Below are 20,135 nucleotides of genomic sequence, written 5' to 3'. Positions count from 1 at the left end.
TCGACTACATCGAGGTCTTTTACAATCGAACCCGTCGCCATAGTCATCTTGGCGGCCTGAGTCCCGAGGCCTTTGAACAAGCCGCGGCGTGAGGGTCAGGCGTGTCTAGTGTGCTCTGGGCAGTCCACAAGGTCGACAATGGCAGCGAGTTCATCTCGAAGGCAATGGATCGTTGGGCGTATGAATACGGCGTCGAACTGGATTTCAGCCGACCGGGCGCGCCCACTGACAATGCCAAGGTCGAAAGCTTCAACGGGCGCGTTCGCGCAGGAATGCCTGAACGCGCATTGGTTCTTGTCATTAACCGACGCGCAAAGCAAAATCGACCACTGGCGCACGTACTATAACGAGGCTTGTCCCCACGCTTCATTGCAGTGGATGACGCCAGCCGAATTCGCCCGTCAGGCAAGAGAATCCGCCTCGCCTGACGACTCAACCAAGCCGGAAATCTTCACTTCCGACAGGGACTAATTCTGAGTCAGGGTCAAGTAATGCACAAGCAAACTAACGATGGCGTTACGTGGTCTTCGCGGCGTCAGTTTCTTATTGCAACCGCGAGTAGTCTCTTATTATCGGCGTGCATCACGCCACAGCTGTTCAAGGATGACCACTACACCGAAACCGTCTCCCGTTTCATGATCACGGCAGACGGTAAGCAACTGGTCGTACTGGGCGAGCAGTATCACTATATCTTTGCCCTGCCGGACACGCTGCGGGCTGTGCTGATGTCTCGCTATCGAGAGTCACTGAAATCGTCATTCTTTGGTTTTCGAGTCGAGGGCGATGCTATAACGGGACATTATTCGACCGAGCTGCTAGCCAATGCTCCAGTTGACGAGCAACAGGCGGCAACTCGTGATGGATTCAAAAGCGCCCACGGCAAGCTTTCCCTGGAAGGTGAGCTTGAAGGCAAGCGCTACACGACCAGCAGCTTCACGCAAGGCCTGTCTGCCCAGTCGTTTAACCATCCCTACAAGGTCTACATTCGGGAGGCACTGTCGCCGGCCGCGATGGGACTGCGGTTGCTCGCAACCCCGGTGACCGTGGCGGCTGACGGTGTCTTACTGCTCGGCGGTGTGTTGCTCTTGCCGGTCGCGGCCGTTGCTCTCAGTGGATCTCACACTAAAATCGGGCCAGGTTTCTTATGAGGCACGGGCCTGATCCGCAAAATAATGAGCGACGTTCTTGAGCCTTGCATGTTTAACGGCCTGATCCTTGGCGTGGCCAGCCTAATTGGCATGGTCAAGCGCGCTCGTCAATAATCCACCTGATCTGAACATCGCGATGACGATTCCCGATTCCCTGTATCCCGCCGGGAACGCTTCGCCTGATGGCCGGCTTTTCGCCTAGGGCTGCGAGTTGGAGGTTTATGGCGATTCGCTCGACACGTGGGATCTGTTTGGTCTTGCGATGACCCTGACCCAAGAAATAGTCTGCATTAGAATACTGGCCGACGATTCGATAAGAGACGCACTAATTAATCGTGTGCGCGATCCACGCGCGTTAGAGAGGAGGAACCATGCCGGCGTATGTCCATGTCAATCTGCGCGTGCTCGATCCCGCGAAGCAGGCCGCGCTTGCGCCGCGCTTTCAGGAGGCCTTGCGCGAAGCGGGCGGCAAGATCGTTCATTTCGGCCCCGTGGTTCAGGTGCTGGAAGGGGACGACGTGCCGCTGCCGATGGCCGGTATCTTCGTGTTTCCGACGCTGGCTCAGGCGCAAGCGTTCTACGATTCCGAGCAATACACGCCGATCAAGGCCGAGCGGCGTGAGGCGCAGGAAGCGCGGATGTTCATTGTCGAAACGCAGGCGTGAGCGAGTGAACCTCTACCGCCGGGACGATGTATTTCCCGCGTGGGAGCCGATTCCCTGGAATATGACGGGCGCGGCTGTCGATGCACAGGAGCTCGGCTTCCATGTTCGCGCGAGAAAACCGATTCATTGGACGTGCACGCCTTGGCACGACTTCCCTCAATCGGGCATTTTCGGTCGCGACCGCGAATGGTTCAGCTCGAACGACATCGCTTTTTACGCGACCTTCGAAGGCGAAGAGTTGATCCTCATTCAAAACACGTGGCATGGGTTCCCGGATCCGCCGGAATGGGGGCTGGCGTCGCGACCGGCGGGGCAGGCCGAGGCTTCGTGGTCGCAATGGGGGCATTTTCCCGATTTGCCGACAGCGTGGGTTATGCCCGAGGCTGTATAGCCTGTTGCCCGCGAGCGACTGGGTTGAATCGGGGCGATGTCTTCAAACTCCCCCGTATTCCAAATGGATCACTGGGCGTATGAGAACGGTGTGACCTTGGACTTTCGCGCCCTGGCAAACCCATGGATAATCCGTTCATCGAATCAATCAACGGTAGTTTGCGGGACGAATTTTTGAACGTGCATGGGTTATTGTCACTGGACGATGCCGGGGAAAAGATCGAGCACTGAAGGCCGGATTACAACGACGTGAGATCGCAAGTTCGCTGGGCGATCTGACGCCGTGCGAGTTTCGGCTCGCCCATCTTAAGGCCGGAAACCTCCAAGAATTGATGGAAATGCGACAAAACATATCGCTGAGTATTCTGCTGCAAAGGCGGAAAACTTTACGCCTGATATGGTGGTGCTGGTGAGTTAGCAGAAATTAAGAAGTCCTTCCGGTGCTGTAAGTGCGGCAGTTTCAGATGGAATCCAGTATCGCCAGATAATGAAGGTGGCTTGCTGGGAGTTGATGTTCGTGCCCCGGAAATCTGCTGATCAATTGTCCGATTTTTATCATGATTCATATAAGGCCAAGTAATATGTTGAAAATCATCGGTGAAATTCCTTGTGCTGGCGTGTCGACAGAGTTTGGCGATTATGTTCCATTTGCGTTTCAATTTCTCGGCGACGAAAAAGCTCCCCACTTTTATTGGCGAGCGGGAAACATGAATTCAACTTTGTTTGAGGTTGCGATTGATCGTAAAAGCGGAAAGATTGAAGGTGGTTCCTTGATTTCATTCGGGCCTGTAAAAGATGGCCTACCAAATCTGGATGGCATAACTGTTTTGGCCAATGGGGTCCCTATTGTTTGCACTGAAAATTGGCCGGGCAATCGTTATATGGATGATGTTCTTGATTTTCAGATTTATGTCGATTCATCCAGAATAATGATTTTGTTTTCTGATGAAAGTGCGGCAACTAAATCTGTTGGCTCGGGGGGGTGAAATTTGGAATATCTGAAAATATGGATATCGTTTGGATTGTTTTTGATAACTTAATCGAACATAAAATTTCCGCAATGCTTGAATTAAGCAATATTGACTGAAAATATGATTCATCGAGCAGTTTACGTCGGCCCTGCATTTATCACTGCGGGTAGCCCTTGGCAGAACGGATTCGTCGAGAGCTTCAACGGCAAACTTCGCGACGCGTTGTTGAACCGGGAATGGTTTCGCAGCCGAGTAGAGGCCAAGGTGCTGATAGAGCAACAGCGCCAGTTTTACAACGAAAAGCGTCAGCACAGCGCGCATAGCTACCAACCTCCTGCCACGGCCCGTCGAGCCCGGCTGGAATTCGATAACATCGACACCCGACTCACTGCTTGAGTGGCTACAAAATTCCGCCGCAGGTCAAGTTATTGGCGTGGAATCCTTGAATTCAGTACACGGTAACTTCACGATAAGGTACGGAAATGTGTAATACAAATACCCTTCAAGCGGTAGTCAACAACTTCGCGGGGTCGCTGAATGCGCGTGACCGAGAGGTAGTTCGGCTACTGATTCTCAATCACCAAATTCGACAAAGTTTGGTATGGTACAAGGACGTTGCTGATCGCTACCTACGGGGGGCACAAGCATTCGACCTGATCAAAGAGATAGAAAGAAAATACCCCGATGAAAGCATGTGGAAAGCCCTGGATTCGTCTCCAGAAACGTTGATGTTTGAAGCAGGAGTTATTTTGCGCGAAACGCAAACGTTATTGAATGCGGCTTAAGCTGGGCCTTCAGGAAAATTGTGGGCGATGACATGGCGAGTGCAGTCTTGCTAAAATCAACCTGAAATAAGATTGATTTATTCGAGTGATGGTCTAAGGTATATCGCTACGAACCACTGTAGTTCATTTTATTTGTTTGGAGGGGGCAGGTGGTTGTTGGGATTGACGGTCGACAGATTCGGTCCGAGGCTGATTTCCATGTTGCGATAGGTAAAGCGTTGAATTTTCCGTCTTATTACGGAAAGAATCTTGATGCACTGTGGGACGCCTTGAGTGCTAATGTTGAGTGGCCTGTAAGAATTATTTGGTGTGAGTCTTCCATGTCACAAGCAGAAATGAGTGAGGATTTTGGGAGAATTGTGGAGATTTTGCGCAAGGTCTAACGTCAGGATGTAGAGTCGGGTTTGCCAAAAACGGAGAGATTTGAGTTCGTATTGAGGTAGAGAAGCGATAGCTTCGCTTATGCGTTTGGCCTACCCCAGAAAAATCGTAGCGGCGAAGACTGGGAATTTTTTGATTGGGTGACGAAGATGGCTGGAACAATTATGATTGCGAAGAATAATATGATGGGTACGTCTACGCTTGAATTTGATTATCTTGTTGAGAGGATAAGGGCGGCATTTCCCGTTGAATATAAATCTATTGCTTCGGCTGTGTATGAGCCACTTGACGAGGGAGGGATGACTTTTATTTCTGCAATTGATCTTGATCAAGAGTCTTATTGTGTATTTTCGGATGCAGTTCATCGAGCATATAAAGATTCGATGCGAGAGGCATCGTTTCCATTGCATGAATCTCGGTGGATTGACCTGTTGGGTATAGTTGAAAATGATCCGCGGAGTCGTGAAAGTAAGGCCAAGGGCCGCTAATGCTAATCGTCACTTGTGGAAGGCGGTTATCGAGTAATATGAGGTAGTATTTTTCGATACAGGGGAGGTGCCAGGTCGAGTGCGAAGCATATCCTTTGGGATTCGTTGCTCGCTTGAGATTTTGCTCGTCTCCGGTCGATCAAGGGGCTGGCCTCAATTCCGGCGCCCGACTTCGAAGTCGTCCAGATGGTCTTGGGACGAGTTGGGCGACATCAGGTGAATTTTATCGTTGGTATTTGGAAAGGCGCAGAAATGAACTTCGGATTGATTTTTGAAAAGGTTGGCGACATAAATAGTCAGTATCCGTACATCTGCGTTTATTTGGATGGTGAGAGCAATCCATTTATGGAAATATCAATTACGAATGAAAAGAGATTGGCGTTGAATTTTTATGTGAGTGACAGGAGCGTTGCGCTGTCGATTGAGCAGTGGGAGGAGGTGGCGAGACGTGGCCGTGAGTTTCTACCCAAAGCGATAGCTGATGAGGATTCGCCTATTTAGGCGTAAGTTGGCGGGGCGGCAACCGGTTGACCTCCCACCGAAAACCCGTAGCGGTGAAGACGGGAGATTTCTGGTAAATCTAAAGCCTTGGCAGGCGGAAGGTTTGCATGAATGATCGAAGTGCATCAATTAAAATCACAAATCTCCAGGGCTAGGCTGTCGGCTAGTCGGGAGCAAGTTAGGCGGATGATGCGGCAGAGAGAAGAGGGGCTGAAAGTCCGCGGGAATGCTATATGCAATTTATATTCGATGGAGAATTCTACAAGGTGGCCCGAATAACGGGGCCCAAACATAATTTTTTGGGGATTCGCCTTTCCAATTTTGCCGAAAAAACGAAGGTTGTTCCGTTGACGGTCGGGGCCGACGATGTACATCGAATCGACGGGCGAGATGTGGAGAGGCAGGTAATTTGTGGATTATCTAGATTTAACTCTGAATTCGGAAGAAATTATTCTATTTCCGAGGTGCAGTTTGTGCCGACTGATACCTATTCGCCTGATGTGTATGAACTTCTAACCGTTGAGTTGCTAAGGCGGATCGATGGTGGCGGCGAGTTCGTTAAATCTGCCCGTGGCCCGCAAAGCTATCCTATTTAAGACTAGCCAAATTCCCGCCACAGCCTTACAGGCACTGACACAATCTGGGCATGAGATGTCCGCCGCCATATCCCCACGGCATGGCGAACCGAAAAATTAGCAAGGGGTTGTGGGCGGCACTGGAGCCGCTGCTTCCAGTTTTCACGGCGTCACCCAAGAGCGGCCGACCGGGGTTCGTGTCGCGTTCCGAATGTGCAGTTCAGCCCGCACTCTCATTCCACGATAAAGCGCGCAGGCACCGCACTTGTCAGCCAAACGCCGTTCTCGGCCTGAAAAAATTTGAATCCTTGTTCATGCATCAGCGAGACTTTGATCTTGAGCACCACAGGTTTGCCATGCCGTTTTCCAACGGCCAGCGCAGTGTGTTCGTCTTGCGACAGATGTACGTATTGGCGCGAGCCAGGCAGCAGCCCCGCGTCCCGGATGGACTCCATGAACCGGGTGGCGGTGCCGTGGTAAAGAAATTCGGGGGGCAGTTTTTCGACATAGGCGATATCGACGCTTTTCGTTGAATGGCCTTGGACGGCTCGAATGCGCAGCCCGTCGTCGGAAATTGCGAAGCGCTTCTTGTCGTTGGTTGCCACCACGGCTTGAATCAAGCCGAAGTCGAGCCGCTTGCCCTCGTTGGCGGCAGCGGCGATCAAGGCCGCAATGTCGGCCCAGCCTTCCGAGTCAAGCGTGATGCCGATCGCGTCGGGCCGGTGCCGGAGTACGAAGCTTAAAAATTTGCTGATCTCAGTATGTTGTTGGCTCATATTCTTTTTGTGTAAAAGCGAAGGGCTTTTCAATTTTCAGATGCCCGATCCAAGCAGTCCGGGGCAGGTGCTGTGTTCCATCGCGACAATCGCTATCGCCCTGTCATCGAAAGAGGGTGCTGTATCCATGGGAGGCGAATCACGGAAATCGCCCACGGAAGCGAGTCCCCGAGCGCGCCGCCTCTGGTCAGAAACTATCTGAACCGCCCCCGTATTCCAAATGAACGATCGGATAAGGCCGCCCCTGTCCGTCAAGCTCGGAGCGCCCCGTGCGCGCGAAGCCCATCCTTTCGTAAAACCCCAAGGCTTGAATATTCTGCTCGTTGACGTCGGTGCTGAGGTTCGGGTGCAGCGCGAGCCCATGACGAACGAGCGCGGCCCCCACGCCCGTGCCGTGGCAAGCCGGGTCGACGAACAGCGCCGCCATGTGTCCGTTGTCGATGAACATGAAGCCCCAAGCGAAATCGTTGGCGTCCACGGCCAGCCAGAGCGGCACGGTCGGCAGGAAACCGCAAACCATCTCGTCGATCGCGAGGCGATCTTCCGGCGACAGAAAATCGTGGGTCGCGTCAACCGCGCGGCGCCAGATCTCGATGGCGCGTGTGCCCTCGTCCGGGCGGGAATGTCGAATGGTCGTCATGACGAGATTGTAAGATTCGCCGCCACGGCGGGCCATAAAAAAAACGGGTGGCCGAAGCCACCCGCTTGTCATCCCGGCAACGCGAACCTTCCGCGTCGCCCGATCAATCAACACACAATCGGCACACTCAGAAATCGAACTGCGCCGACAGCAACAGCGTGCGCGGCGCGGCGTTCGTCACGTACGTGCCTTGCTGCATCCAGTAGCGGCTGCCGAAAATATTCTCGACGTTCGCACGCAGCACCACGTCCTTCGACGCGATGCGCGTGGCGTAGCGCAGGCCCACGTCGTAGCGCGTCCACGCGGGCAGACGCAGCGCGTCGCTCGAATCGTAGTACTGCGCACCGGTGTGGATGATGCGGCCGTTGACGCTCAGGCCCGGCACCCACGGCAGATCGTAATCGGCCGCCAGGTTGAACGCGAACTTTGGCACGCCGCCCGCCACGTTGCCGTCCTGCGTGCCGCCGGCGCTGCCCGACACCTTCGGATCGTAGAACGTCGCGCTGGCCATCAGGCGCAGGTCGCGCGTGACTTGCCCGTACGCGGACAGCTCGAGGCCGCGCACGCGCGTCATGCCGTTGTAGCTGTAGATGTTGGTGACCGGGTCGGTCACGGCGTTCGGCTGCGAGATCTGGAAGATCGCGGCCTGCGTCATCACGCGGCCCCAATCGGCCTTCACACCGGCTTCGTACTGATTCGACTTGTACGGCGCGAATGCCTGCCCCACGTTGGCGGAGCCGACCGGCGCCGGGTTGCTGATCGACAGGCCCGACGTGAAATTGCCGTACACCGAAATATTCGACAGCGGCTTGACCACGAAGCCGGCCAGCGGCGTGATGGCCTGCTGGTCGATCGTGCTCTGCAGCGCGCCGGAAGTCGGATCGTAGTTGTCCTGACCGACCGTCTGGCGGCGGAAGCCGCCCGTCAGCAGCACGCGGTCGTTGAAGAACGACATCGTGTCGATCACCTGCTGGCTGTTCAGGTGCGTCTGGCTGCTGCGCTGCATGTCGCCGCGCGGCAGGCCCACGGAGGGCAGCGGCACCGGGTTGTACAGGTTCGACGCGACCGAGTTCACGCCGTAGGCGTAGAAATAGCCGATTTCCTGGTTCAGGCTCGTGACGCCGGTCACCAGCGTGTGCTTGATGCCGAACGTGTCGAAGTGGAAGCGGAAGCCGGCGTCGACGGTCTTGGTGCGCGTGTACTGGTCGTAATAACCGTTGACCACGTCGAACGCACCCGTCGAGGTCAAATTCGAGGCATACGGGAAATTCTGCGCCGACGTGCCGTAGTGCTCGCCCGCCGCGCCGTAGACGGTCACGTACTGGTTGATGTCGTACTCGGCGCGCGTCATCAGCGCGGTGTCGCGCAGCTTGAGCTGCGCGCCCGGGAACAGCGTGCTGTACGCCGACGGCACGGCCGGCACCGTGGTGGCGGAACCGAAGCCGATCTGCGATCTCAGATCGTCGGTGTTTTCGGACACGTTGTAGGCGTCGAACGACCACCGCAGTTGCTTGCCGCGGTAATCGAGGCCGATCGCGCTGTCGCCCTGGAGCTGGTTGCCGTGCGCGATGCCGGTCTGGCCGTCCTTGATCTGGCCGTTGAAGCGCACGCCGAACTGGCCTTCGCTGCCGAAGCGGCGGCCGATGTCGGCGGCCACGCCGAATTGGCCCTTGGTCTGGTACAGCGCGGTGAGGCGCGTGAGCGGGGTGTCGTCGGCGCGCTTGCTGACGATGTTGATCGCGCCGCCCACGCTGCCGCCGGGGCCCATGCCGTAGGCGAGCGAGCCAGGGCCTTCGAGCACTTCCACGCGCTCGAGCATGTTCACCGGCACGCGCGCGGCGGACACCATGCCGTACAGGCCGTTCAGCGCCACGTCGGTGGCCTGCACGTCGAAGCCGCGGATCTGGAACACGTCGCCGAAGCCGCCCGAGCTTTGCTCGGCCCGCACCGAGGCGTTGTTGACCACCACGTCGGCGATGGTGCGCGCCTGCGTGTCGCGTATCAGTTCTTCCGTGTAGTTCGTCGTGCTGAACGGCTGGTTCATCACGTTGGCGGTGCCGAGCACGCCGACGCTGCCGCCGCGCGCGAGCTGGCCGCCCGCGTAAGGCGCCGGCAGTTCGCCGGGCGCGGCCTTGGCCTTGATCGAGACGGCGGGCAGGGCGGCTGTCACCGGTTGCGAGGCGTCGCCGGCGGCCGGGGCGGCCTGCTGGGCGGCGGTCGTGGCGGGGGCGCTTTGCGCCTGCGCGTTCTGGAGCGCGGCGGCGCCCATCAGGGCGACGAACAGCGCTTCGGCGGCGCGGGCGCTGGCGGTGCGACGGCTCAGGGTGTGCGAGTTTCCACGGTGCGGCATAAGGCTTGAGGCTCTGGTCAAGGTTGGTAGATGGGATTCATTTGCATAACGAGAATCGTTCGCAATTGTAGTGTTGGTCGTTGCGTGCGTTGTATAAAAATCGACGGATTCAATCAAAAAACGACGGATTCGGACAAAAGTGTTGTCATGCGGCGACGTGCGAGGCAGGGCCGCCGGCCCGGCGGCGCCAGATTGTGTCGCGCTACGGATTGCGCCGTGACGGCGTGCCATGCTGTACTACGCCGGACCGTTTTCCCCGGCGGGGCGGGAACCCACGACACTCGAAACAGGAAAGGGCAAGGCCATGCATGTGATCAGCGCGTTGAGTACCGATTTCTACGAAGTGGAGTTCGCCGGCAAGCCGGCCAATCAGTGGAACGTGTTTCCCGACTGGAACGCGCACGACCGCTTCGGCATCCTGATCTACGATCCGCTGGCTGCGCTGGGCGCGACGCACCTGATCCAGGTGGCCTGCATGTGCTTCTACGACGTCAAGCCGAGCCGCCGCGAAGAGCGGAAGATCTACCCGGAGATTTTCGCGATCCATGTGGGCGGCTGGTGGGGCGGCTACGGCAACTTCGATTTCTGGCCGGCGCGCCGCGAGGTGTGCGTGCCGAACAATCATCAGGAGATCCTCGGCGCGCTCAACGATCGCGGCATCACGCGGCTGGCCCTGCCGGAGCGGCCGGCGCGCGAGCTCGTGCACCGCCGCAAGGAGGAGGATTGCGCGCTGGAAGGGTTGATGACGGCCGTGTTCTACAGCCCGACCGGCCGCGTCGATCAGCCGGATTTCACGATCCGCAGCAACGACCGCCGCAGCGAGCGCGACGTGCATCGCGTGCTCGACCAGCCGCAACTGGCCGCCGAGGCGGTGGCGAAGCTGGCGAACTCGCGCGTGCCGATCAAGGAAGGCGATCCGGATTTCGCCTCGCGCCAGCAGGCGCTGAACGTCAACATCACCGACCCGATGCGCGAGGCGGCGCGTCAACAGCGCGAAAGCCTGAAGGTGAACGAACTGATTACGGAGTCGTACCGATTCGTTCGGCCGGAGGTGGCGCTGAAGTGTCTGTGAAGGGCGATTCGCGATCCGGTTGCGGGTGCAACGAATGAGGGATCGCGCGTCGTTCGCGAGGCGCTAGCCCGCGCCGGTTTGCCCGGCTTCGCCGAACCAGCGCCGGATCGCCGCGATCAGCGCGGCGTGGTTGTCCTCTTTGTCCGCTTCGGTCGCGTCGTTCGTTTCGTCCGTGGCCCACGCCACGAACCCGTCCGGCCGCGCCAGCACGGCGCGCAGCCCGAACCGGTGGTTCGTATCGCTGACGACATGGCGCACGCGGGTGCGCCAACCCGCCAGCAGCGCGTCGTGCGCGCAAGTCCCGTCCTCTCTGAACTCCAGCAGCAAGCCGCGCCCGTCGCGCAACAGGCTGCCGGCCCGCGTGCCGTCGCGCAACGTGAAATCGGGCAGGCTCAGCCCGGCCAGCGGATGCGCATCGCCGAGGTCGTAGCGCAGCGTCGCGCCCCACACGCGTTCGGCGAAAACCGTGGCGCCGTCGCGGGTGGCCGCCAGGCCGCGGATCACGTCGGCCAGCGCGCGTGCGCCGGCGTCCGGCCGCATCAACGCCACCTGCGCGCGCGACCAGTCGAGCACGCGTGCGCCCACCGGGTGCCGCTCGCTGCCATAGCTGTCGAGCAGCCCGGGCGGCGCGTCGCCGCGCAGCGTGGCGGCCAGCTTCCAGCCGAGGTTCATGGCGTCGCCGATGCCGAGATTGAGCCCCTGGCCGCCAAGCGGGGAATGGATGTGCGCGGCGTCGCCCGCCAGCAGCACGCGGCCGCGGCGGTAGGCGCCGGCCTGTCGTGCGCGGTCGGTCCAGGTAGCGGCCAGGTGCAGCCGGTCGATGGCGAGATCGAGGCCCGTCACGCGCCGCAACACGGCCTGCACATGCTCGGCCGTGATCGGCTGGCGGCGCTGGCATGCGCCGCCGTCGAAATCGACCAGCGTGATGGTGCCGGGCGGCGCGTAGGTGTACATACCGTTGGGCGTCGCGTGCCGGCCTGGGCGCAAGGCGATTGCGCCAGCCAGCTCCGCCTCGACCGAATAGCCCGTGAATTCCGGATCGGTGCCGGCGAAGTCGAAGCCGGCCGCCTTGCGGACGGTGCTGCGCCCGCCGTCGCAGCCCACCAGCCAGCGTGCGCGGAACGTTTCGCCGCCGGCCTGCACGGTGACGGTTTGCCCGTCGTCGTGCAGGCCATCGACGCGGCAGTGGTGCCGGATCTCCGCGCCCAGCGCGCTCGCGCGGCGCGCCAGCACGGCTTCGAGCGCGGCCAGCTCGATCGCCAGCGTATAGCCGGCGGGCGAGGGCAGGCTGTACGGCCAGGCCGCCGTGTCGATCGCGCCGAGATGGAACGGGATGCCCGCGAAGTGACCGCCGGGCCGGTGCGCGCCATCGGCATCGCCCGGCCGTTGCCAGTGCGCGGCGGCCCTGGCGCGGTTCGCGGCGTCGCCCGATCGCTGGGCGGCAACGATTGCGTCGAGCAGGCCGCGGCGGTGGAACGCGTCGAGCGTGGGGGCGTTCAGGCCGCGCATGCCGAACGGCAGGCGTTTGAGCGGCGAACCGGCGGCGCCGGGCGCATCGTCTCGTTCGAGCACGCACACCGAGCAGCCGTGCAGGCGCAGTTCGCCGGCCAGAAACAGGCCGACCGGGCCGGCGCCCGCGATCGCGACGTCGTAAAGCAAAGGGGAAGCGCAGGGCATGGAAAGCTCCGTTGTCGAGGTTCGACCGGAGCGTTCCTGAGCCAGGGCCGCGCGGACGAACCGAGGGGCGCCTGGGCGGCGCCGGGTTCGTCGCGGGGATCCCGGCACGAGGCCAAAGACCAGAGCTTTCGTTACCGAAAGGACTTGGGCTTACCAGACCAAGTCTGCCTTTTCCGACGCCGCTTTATAGCATTGCCGCGCGCGCGGCGCAACGGCGGCGCGAGGCCGATATGAGGGCGGGATAGTTTCATCCATCAAGTTTCATCCATCACGCCAATATGAAAAATTGATGTTTCGGAGTATTGAAATTCGCTTATCGGGCGGATTTTATCGGGTGCGCGCCGAAACCCGCTGTTTGTCACGTCCGCGCGGTTGTAAGCCAATACTGTCGCCTGTATATTGGCCGGGATTTTCAGACCGGATAACAAGCCGGTAATGACTTGAATAGACCAGCCAACAACAAGTAATACGCATCGGGGATGCAGATGGCCAGACGCTGGCATCTGCCTTTTCGGCTGCACGTCTCGGTGTTCATCGCCGTGGTCGTGTTGCTGATCGGCGGCCTTATCGGCGCGGTCGATTACGATCATTCGCGCCGGATTCTCGAGGATCACTCGGCGAATCTCGTGCGCGACATGAGCCGTGAGACCGCGAATGAAATCCAAAGGATGTTTACACCGGCGTCGATCGCGGTGAAAACCCTGGCTTACGGACATATCGTGCGCGCGACTTCCACCGCGCAACGCATGGCCGCGCTCGGCGCTTTGCATGAAATCCTGCTCGCCTCGCCGGGCATGGAGGATATCTATATCGGTTATGCGAACGGCGATTTCTTCATGTTTCGCGCGATTCGCAGCGACGTGCAGCGCCGCGGCCTTCAGGCGCCGGACGCGGCACGCTTCGCATTGCAGACGATCGATCATTCCGTATCGCCCGCCGCCGGCCACTTCCTGTATTTCGACGCCGATCTGCACGTGATCGCGGATGTCGCGCACCCCGACTATCCGGCCGAGTTCGATCCGCGCACGCGCCCGTGGTACCGGCAGGCGATCGAGCGCAAACGGCTGATCCGCACCGCGCCCTACGTGTTCTCGTCGGTGCGCGAAGTGGGCACCACGCTGGCGTTCGCCGCGCCGGACGGCCGCGCGGTGGTGGGCTGCGACGTCAATCTCGACACGCTCCAGCAAACGCTCGTCGCACGCAACGCGTTGCCCGGCCTGAGTTTCGCGCTGCTGGGCGCGGACGGGCAACTGGTCGCCTCGACCTGGCAGGCCGGGCCGGTGCACGGCGCGACGGACGACGCGCATCGCCTCGTGAGCCGCGAGGAAATGGCGCAGGTGCCGGTGCTGGCGCGCATGGCCGCGGGCATTCGCGACGTGGGCCGCGCCAACTGGCACGCCAGCGTGATCGAGGCGGACGGCGAGCCGTGGCACATGACGGCGAACCGGCTGACGTTCGACGAGGTCGAGCCGCTGTACCTGACCTCCGCGATCCGCCAGCGCGATCTGCTGCGCGAAGCCGACGAGCGGCGCCTGGTGGTGGGCATCGTCACGCTGGCGATTCTCGCGCTGTCGGTGCCGGTCACGTGGTGGTTCGGCGCGATCATCGCGCGCCCGTTGAAGAAGCTGGCCGCGCAGGCCGACACGGTGCGCCGCTTCGAGCTGGCGCCGGGCGGCGAGATCGCCACCACGCACATCAGCGAGATCGACCGGCTGGCCGCGCGCATGGAGGAGATGAAGCGCACCATCCGGCGCTTTCTCGACACGATCCAGGCGGTGGCCGCCGAGCCCGATTTCGAACGGCTGATGCCGATGCTGCTGACCGAGATGCTGGCCGAGGCGCATGCCGATGCCGGCGTGCTCTATCTGGCGAACGACGACGGCACGGTGCTGCAACCGGCCGCCGCGCGCGACACGCGGCGCGCGGCCGTGGACGAAGCGCTCAAGCCGCTCGCGGTGGACACCGCGCCGGCGCTGATCCGCGCGGCGCTGGCCGGGAACCGCGCGCTCGCGGGAACGCTGTCGAATACGGAGATCCTGCAGGCCGGCTTCTCGTACTTCCGGCTCGGCGCGGGCGACGCGGCCGTGGTGCCGCTCGTGAACCGCGAGGGCGTGCTGGTGGGCGCGTTCGTGCTGCTGCATTCGAAGCCGCTCGAGGAAATGCAGCTGTCGTTCATCGCGGAGCTGACCGGCCTGTTCGTCAGCGCGATCGAAACGCGCGAGCTGATCAAGATGCAGCGCGCGCTGTTCGAATCGTTCATCCAGCTGATCGCCAAGGCCATCGACGCGAAGAGCCCGCACACGGGCGGCCACTGCAACCGCGTGCCCGAGCTGACCAAGATGCTCGCGCAGGCGGCCTGCAGCGCGCGCGAAGGCCCGTGGCGCGATTTCGATCTCGATGCGCAGCAGTGGGAAGAACTGCATGTCGCGGCCTGGCTGCACGATTGCGGCAAGATCACCACGCCTGAATACGTGATCGACAAGGCCACCAAGCTCGAAACGCTGTACGACCGGATTCACGAGGTCCGCATGCGCTTCGAGGTGCTCAAGTGCGAGGCGGAGATCGATTGCCTGAAGGCCATCGAGGCCGGCATGGACCGTGCGCAGGCGGCGCACACGCGCGATGCGCGGCTGCGCGCGATCGACGACGATTTCGCGTTCGTGGCCGCCTGCAACGAGGGCGGCGAGTTCATGGATCCGGCCCGCATCGAGCGGCTCGAACGGATCGGCCAACGCACCTGGCGGCGCACGCTCGACGACCGGCTCGGCGTGTCCGAGGACGAGCGCAAGCGCCAGGCGCGCGCGCCGCGCGGCCCGCTGCCGGTGCGCGAGCCGCTGCTGGCCGACAAGGCCGAGCATCGCATCGAGCGCGAGAGCGCGGTCGCGCCGTTCGATTCGCCCGACAACCGCTGGGGTTTCCGGATGCGCGTGCCCGAGCTGCTGTTCAATCGCGGCGAGCTGTACAACCTGTCGGTGTCGCGCGGCACGCTCTCCGAGGAGGAGCGCTTCAAGATCAACGAGCACATGCTGCAGACCATCATGATGCTGTCGCAACTGCCGTTTCCGCGTCACATGCGCAACGTGCCCGAAATCGCCGGCGGCCATCACGAGAAGATGGACGGCACCGGCTACCCGAAGGGGCTGCGCGGCGACGAGATGAGCCCGCTCGCGCGAATGATGGCGATCGCCGACATCTTCGAGGCGCTGACGGCCGGCGACCGGCCGTACAAGCGCGGCAAGACGCTGTCCGAGGCGATCGCGATCATGGCGTCGATGTGCGAGGCGCAGCATATCGACGCCGAACTGTTCGGCCTGTTCCTGCGCTCGGGCGTCCATCTCGACTACGCACGGCGCTTCATGCAGCCCGAGCAGATCGACGAGGTGGATATCGCGCGCTATCTGGCGCCGGCGGCCTACGAGGCGGCCTGAACGGCGGCGTATAGTGGCGTTTCCTTTCCCTGAAACGGAAACTTCGCCATGCTGACTTACGCGATTCAGAAAACCGGTGACGACGATTCGCAACTGGATCCGCAAGGCCCCACCGATTACGCCGGCTTCATCCGCGCGCTCGAGCAGTTTCCGTGGGCGCAGCAATTGGCGCAGTGGGACGACGACCAGAGCGGCCCGCTGCCCGCGCTGGTGCTGCGCCATACCGGCGATCAGCGCGAATTGTGGATCAGCGCGCTCGGCACCGATCTCGCTCAGGATTTCCAGCTGAACGCCGTGGCGATGCGCGAGAAGAAGCCGCGCTTCGGGTTCGGCAAGCCGAGCATCGAGCGCGACGTCGTCACGTTCGACGTGGCGTCGCGCGCCGACGTCGACCGGCTCTGCCAATTGTTCTGCAGTGCGCAATACGCGGCGTTCGACGAGGACGTGGCGCGGCTCGACGAGCGTTCGCGCGAACGCGAGCGCTGGCGCCGCCGGTAACGCCGCCAACGTTGGCAGCGCCAGCGTCCGCACTTATTTCAGGCCCGCCCCGGGCCGCCTTGCCCCCGCCTTCAGCAGTCTTCAGCCTGTTTCAGCTTTCCAACAGGACTTTCAGGTCCGCGCTCCGTAATCTGGCCACCGATCGCAACGGCCCGCCGCACCACGCGGCGCGGCCGGCCCGGCTTCGAATCGTCCCGATTCACTGCCACCTTCACCGCCACCTCAACGGAGCTCTCGATGGCCTACGAACTGCTGACCCCCGACAACTGCGCGCTCGCGCTCATCGACCACCAGCCGCAGATGTTCCTCGGCACGCATTCGCACGAACGCACCACGATCATGCACAACGTGCAGATCCTCGCCAAGGCGGCCAAGCTGTTCAAGGTGCCGACCGTGCTGACCACGATCGCGGCCGAAAGCTTCAGCGGCCACCTGCTGTCGGAAGTGCAGTCGGTGTTCCCGGACAACAAGCCGATCGACCGCACCTCGATGAACTCGTGGGAAGACGCCGGCTTCCGTGAAGCGATCAAGGCCACGGGCCGCAAGAAGATCGTGATCGCCGGCCTGTGGACCGAAGTGTGCGTCGCGTTTCCGACCGTGCAGATGCTGGCCGAAGGCTTCGAGATCTACGTGCCGACCGACGCCTGCGGCGACGTCACCGAAGAGGCGCACGAGCGCGCCGTGCAGCGCGTGATCCAGGCCGGCGCCGTGCCGACCACCTCGCTGCAGTTCATGTGCGAACTGCAACGCGACTGGGCGCGCAGCGCCACGTACGAAGGTTGCATGGACATCTTCAAGGCGCACAGCGCCTACGGCATCGGCGTGCGCTACGCCAAGCAGATCCTCGGCGAACACGCCAGCGAGGGCTGATGCCCGCGGCGCGTGCGTGCGGCTTCGGCCGCCGCATGCGCCCGATTCGGTTGAATCGCCCGGCGCGCCACGCGGCCGGCCCTGCGGCCGGGCCGCCGCGCACCGGGCCCACGAATTCCACGACGGCAGCAGCAGCGGCGGCGCGGCGGACCTCGCGCGCGCGGCCGGCGCGCGCCGTCATCCGTCACGCGATCCGACGCGATTCGCCGTGACGCCTCGAGGAGAGCGACGATGAACACCCCCGAACCCGCAGCGCGGATCGCCGATCTGGTGATCTACAACGGCAAGATCGCCACCCAGGACGCGCAGCGTTCGTTCGTCACGGCGCTGGCGTCGGCCGGCGGCAAGATCGTCGCCACGGGCAGCGACGCGCAGGTCATGCAATGGGCGCGCGACGATGCGCGACGCATCGATCTGCAGGGCCGCACCGTGATTCCCGGCCTGAACGATTCGCACCTGCACGTGATTCGCGGCGGCCTGAACTTCAACATGGAGCTGCGCTGGGACGGCGTGCCCTCGCTGCACGACGCGCTGGCAATGCTGCGCGCGCAGGTGGCGCGCACGCCCGCCCCGCAATGGGTGCGCGTGGTGGGCGGCTGGAACGAATTCCAGTTCGCCGAGAAGCGCGGCCCGACGCTCGACGAGATCAACGCGATCGCGCCCGACACGCCGGTGTTCATCCTGCACCTGTACGACAGCGCGCTGCTCAACGCGGCGGCGCTGCGCGCGGTGGGCTACGACCGCGACACGCCGAACCCGCCCGGCGGGGAGATTCAGCGCGACCGGCGCGGCAACCCCACCGGCATGCTGATCGCGCGGCCCAACGCGGGCCTGCTGTACGCCACGCTGGCCAAAGGCCCGAAGCTGCCGCTCGAGGATCAGAAGAATTCCACGCGCCAGTTCATGCGCGAGCTGAACCGGCTCGGCGTGACCAGCGCGATCGACGCGGGCGGCGGCTACCAGGCCTACCCGGACGATTACGCCGTGATCATGGATCTGGCCAAGCAGGATCACCTGACGGTTCGGATTGCCTACAACCTGTTCACGCAGAACGCCAAGCGCGAGATCGAGGATTTCGCCAAGTGGGTGAAGGTCACGCGCCCCGGCGACGGCGACGATTTCCTGAAGGTCAACGGCGCGGGCGAGATGCTGGTGTTCTCGGCGGCCGATTTCGAGGATTTCCTGGAGCCGCGCCCGGATCTGGCCGACACGATGGAGCAGGAGCTGGAGGACGTGGTGCGCCTGCTGGCCGCGAACCGCTGGCCGTTCCGCCTGCACGCCACCTACGACGAATCGATTTCGCGCTTCCTCGACGTGTTCGAGCGCGTCAACGCCGACATCCCGTTCGATGGCCTGCGCTGGTTCTTCGACCACTGCGAGACGATCTCGGACCGCAACATCGAGCGGATCGCGGCGCTCGGCGGCGGCATCGCCGTGCAGCACCGCATGGCGTTCCAGGGCGAATACTTCATCGCGCGTTACGGCGCGGAAGCCGCGGCGCAGACGCCGCCGGTGCGCAAGATGCTCGAAGCCGGCCTGCCGGTGGGCGCGGGCACCGACGCCACGCGCGTGGCCAGCTATAACCCGTTCGTATCGCTGTACTGGCTGGTGTCGGGCCGCACCGTCGGCGGCACGCCGATGTATGCCGCGCGCGACCGCCTGGAGCGCATGGAAGCGCTGCGCCGCTACACGGTCGGCAGCGCCTGGTTCTCGAACGACGACGACAAGAAGGGCGCGCTGATCCCCGGCCAATACGCCGATTTCGCCGTGCTGACCGACGATTTCTTCACGATCGAGGAGGAATCCATCAAGCACCTCGAATCGGTGATGACGGTGGTCAACGGCCGCGTGGTGTACGCCGATCAGGAATTCGAACGATTCGGCCCGCCCGCGCTGCCGGTCAGCCCGAGCTGGTCGCCGGTGGCGGAATTCGGCGGCTACGCGCGCTATCGCCCGGTCGCGCCGCTCGAGCGCGCCTGCGCCGACGGCTGCGTGAACCTGTGCGGCGTGCACCAGCACGGCCACGGCTGGGCCTGGCGCAGCAACGCGCCGGTTTCCGACGCGAACGCGTTCTGGGGTGCGCTCGGCTGCAGCTGCTTCGCGTTCTGAGGAGACCTGACGATGACGCTGAACGAGAGCGGCGCGCGGCGCGCCGGCGATCCCGCGCCCACGCCGGCCGATGCCGCGCTGCTGTTCCTGCGCGTGGCGGCAAGCGTGCTGGTGCTGCTGGTGCACGGCCTGCCGAAGGCGCTGCATGTGGGCGCGCAACTGGCCGTGATCGAGGATCCGCTGCATCTGGGCGCGCCGCTCACGCTCGGCTTCGCGATCTTCGCCGAGGTGGTGTGCCCGCTGCTGATGATCGCGGGCATCTTCACGCGGCTGGCCGCGCTGCCGATCCTGGCGGTGACCGCGGTGGCGCTGGTGCTGGTGCACCCCGACTGGACGCTGGAGCAGGGGCAGTTCGCCTGGATGCTGCTGATCCTGTTCGGCACGGTGGCGATCGGCGGGCCGGGCCGCTACCGGATCGCCTGGCCGGATCGGCTGCGCCTCGCGCGTTGAACGCGCGGCCGGGCGGCACGCGATAACACGCCAACCAATATCAGGCGAGAGAGAGAGAAGAGGGTCATGCGAACTGCGTTGTCGAGCGCCGGCGGCGAGGTGGCGGGCGTGCCGATTCCGGGCACGCCGGTGGCGGTGGCCGCCGAGCAGAGCGCGTGCGCCGCGTTGCCGGCGGTGCTGCTGGGGCACGCGCGCCGCGTGTTCGTGTTCGCGGCCTTGAGCGCGCGGCGCGACGGGCTGGCGTGCGATGCGGGGCTGCTGTTCGTGGGCGCGCTGTACGCGAACATGGGATTGAGCGCGGCGTATGCGCACTCGATGCTGCGCTACGAGCTGGACAGCGCCGATGCCGCGCGGGCGCTGA

General features: G+C 62.3%; 20 protein-coding genes and 4 pseudogenes. 19 read left to right on the top strand and 5 right to left on the bottom strand.

The features are described 5' to 3' along the window. From G3N92_RS35530 to G3N92_RS17555, 12 genes and pseudogenes are all read left to right on the top strand, one after another. A partial coding sequence (locus G3N92_RS35530) for an IS3 family transposase (protein WP_339385770.1) occupies positions 1-92 on the top strand: 92 nt, incomplete at its 5' end. Positions 93-128: 36 nt separating this feature from the next. After that, a pseudogene (locus tag G3N92_RS17605) lies at positions 129-471 on the top strand (integrase core domain-containing protein); the annotation flags it as partial. Positions 472-491: 20 nt separating this feature from the next. After that, positions 492-1,148: a hypothetical protein gene (locus G3N92_RS17600; RefSeq protein ID WP_206128816.1), complete on the top strand. Its 657-nt coding sequence runs from the start codon at positions 492-494 to the stop codon at positions 1,146-1,148. A 371-nt stretch (positions 1,149-1,519) separates the two neighbouring features. Then, a complete protein-coding gene (locus G3N92_RS17595) occupies positions 1,520-1,813 on the top strand; it encodes a DUF1330 domain-containing protein (RefSeq protein WP_206128815.1) in 294 nt (97 codons plus the stop codon). Positions 1,814-1,817: 4 nt separating this feature from the next. After that, the gene (locus G3N92_RS17590) at positions 1,818-2,204 is read left to right on the top strand and encodes a hypothetical protein (protein ID WP_206128814.1); all 387 of its coding nucleotides are present in this window, start codon (positions 1,818-1,820) and stop codon (positions 2,202-2,204) included. Positions 2,205-2,267: 63 nt separating this feature from the next. Beyond that, positions 2,268-2,431: pseudogene (locus tag G3N92_RS35005) on the top strand (transposase); the annotation flags it as partial. A gap of 353 nt (positions 2,432-2,784) precedes the next feature. Further along, positions 2,785-3,189, top strand: a complete 405-nt coding sequence (locus G3N92_RS17580) for a hypothetical protein (RefSeq protein WP_206128812.1) — start codon at positions 2,785-2,787, stop codon at positions 3,187-3,189. A 135-nt stretch (positions 3,190-3,324) separates the two neighbouring features. Next, a pseudogene (locus tag G3N92_RS17575) lies at positions 3,325-3,570 on the top strand (transposase); the annotation flags it as partial. A 538-nt stretch (positions 3,571-4,108) separates the two neighbouring features. After that, positions 4,109-4,342: a barstar family protein gene (locus G3N92_RS35525; protein WP_206128811.1), complete on the top strand. Its 234-nt coding sequence runs from the start codon at positions 4,109-4,111 to the stop codon at positions 4,340-4,342. 138 nt (positions 4,343-4,480) lie between these two features. After that, a complete protein-coding gene (locus G3N92_RS17565; RefSeq protein WP_206128810.1) occupies positions 4,481-4,828 on the top strand; it encodes a hypothetical protein in 348 nt (115 codons plus the stop codon). Positions 4,829-5,044: 216 nt separating this feature from the next. Beyond that, positions 5,045-5,329, top strand: a complete 285-nt coding sequence (locus G3N92_RS17560; RefSeq protein ID WP_206128809.1) for a hypothetical protein — start codon at positions 5,045-5,047, stop codon at positions 5,327-5,329. A 233-nt stretch (positions 5,330-5,562) separates the two neighbouring features. Continuing rightward, positions 5,563-5,925: a hypothetical protein gene (locus tag G3N92_RS17555; RefSeq protein WP_206128808.1), complete on the top strand. Its 363-nt coding sequence runs from the start codon at positions 5,563-5,565 to the stop codon at positions 5,923-5,925. A 212-nt stretch (positions 5,926-6,137) separates the two neighbouring features. Here the strand turns inward: G3N92_RS17555 and G3N92_RS17550 are convergent, their stop codons facing one another. The 3 genes from G3N92_RS17550 to G3N92_RS17540 all read right to left on the bottom strand — a co-directional run bounded on the left by G3N92_RS17550 (position 6,138) and on the right by G3N92_RS17540 (position 9,670). Further along, positions 6,138-6,680: an RNA 2'-phosphotransferase gene (locus G3N92_RS17550; RefSeq protein ID WP_206128807.1), complete on the bottom strand. Its 543-nt coding sequence runs from the start codon at positions 6,678-6,680 to the stop codon at positions 6,138-6,140. 187 nt (positions 6,681-6,867) lie between these two features. After that, positions 6,868-7,320, bottom strand: coding sequence for an acetyltransferase (locus G3N92_RS17545; protein ID WP_206128806.1), 453 nt, complete (start codon positions 7,318-7,320; stop codon positions 6,868-6,870). 127 nt (positions 7,321-7,447) lie between these two features. Beyond that, the gene (locus tag G3N92_RS17540; RefSeq protein WP_206128805.1) at positions 7,448-9,670 is read right to left on the bottom strand and encodes a TonB-dependent siderophore receptor; all 2,223 of its coding nucleotides are present in this window, start codon (positions 9,668-9,670) and stop codon (positions 7,448-7,450) included. A gap of 304 nt (positions 9,671-9,974) precedes the next feature. On the opposite strand from G3N92_RS17540, the gene G3N92_RS17535 reads away from it, so the two are divergent. Further along, entirely contained in the window at positions 9,975-10,742 is a 768-nt protein-coding gene (locus G3N92_RS17535) for a hypothetical protein (RefSeq protein ID WP_206128804.1), read from the top strand. A gap of 63 nt (positions 10,743-10,805) precedes the next feature. On the opposite strand, the gene G3N92_RS17530 is transcribed toward G3N92_RS17535, so the two are convergent. Continuing rightward, positions 10,806-12,419: an FAD-dependent oxidoreductase gene (locus G3N92_RS17530; RefSeq protein ID WP_206128803.1), complete on the bottom strand. Its 1,614-nt coding sequence runs from the start codon at positions 12,417-12,419 to the stop codon at positions 10,806-10,808. A gap of 254 nt (positions 12,420-12,673) precedes the next feature. Further along, positions 12,674-13,033, bottom strand: a complete 360-nt coding sequence (locus tag G3N92_RS17525; protein ID WP_339385767.1) for a hypothetical protein — start codon at positions 13,031-13,033, stop codon at positions 12,674-12,676. A 78-nt stretch (positions 13,034-13,111) separates the two neighbouring features. Between G3N92_RS17525 and G3N92_RS17520 the strand changes: the two genes are divergently transcribed. The 6 genes and pseudogenes from G3N92_RS17520 to G3N92_RS17495 all read left to right on the top strand — a co-directional run. Next, positions 13,112-15,847 (top strand): HD domain-containing phosphohydrolase, encoded by a 2,736-nt coding sequence (locus G3N92_RS17520; protein WP_346778326.1) that lies wholly within the window; start codon positions 13,112-13,114, stop codon positions 15,845-15,847. Between the two features lie 48 nt (positions 15,848-15,895). Further along, positions 15,896-16,345, top strand: a complete 450-nt coding sequence (locus tag G3N92_RS17515; protein WP_206128800.1) for a hypothetical protein — start codon at positions 15,896-15,898, stop codon at positions 16,343-16,345. A 237-nt stretch (positions 16,346-16,582) separates the two neighbouring features. Further along, on the top strand, positions 16,583-17,215 hold the full coding sequence (locus tag G3N92_RS17510; RefSeq protein ID WP_206128799.1) for a hydrolase: 633 nt from the start codon (positions 16,583-16,585) through the stop codon (positions 17,213-17,215). A 231-nt stretch (positions 17,216-17,446) separates the two neighbouring features. After that, positions 17,447-19,324 carry an amidohydrolase gene (locus G3N92_RS17505; RefSeq protein WP_206128798.1) on the top strand — a complete coding sequence of 626 codons (1,878 nt, stop codon included), beginning with the start codon at positions 17,447-17,449 and terminating at the stop codon, positions 19,322-19,324. Between the two features lie 12 nt (positions 19,325-19,336). Further along, complete coding sequence (locus G3N92_RS17500; RefSeq protein ID WP_206128797.1) at positions 19,337-19,774, top strand: DoxX family protein; 438 nt, start codon at positions 19,337-19,339, stop codon at positions 19,772-19,774. 66 nt (positions 19,775-19,840) lie between these two features. Then, positions 19,841-20,135, top strand: a pseudogene (locus G3N92_RS17495) (phosphohydrolase); the annotation flags it as partial.

Source organism: Burkholderia sp. Ac-20379 (assembly GCF_017104645.1).
Classification (GTDB): domain Bacteria; phylum Pseudomonadota; class Gammaproteobacteria; order Burkholderiales; family Burkholderiaceae; genus Burkholderia.
This window is presented reverse-complemented; position numbering and strand designations above follow the sequence as displayed.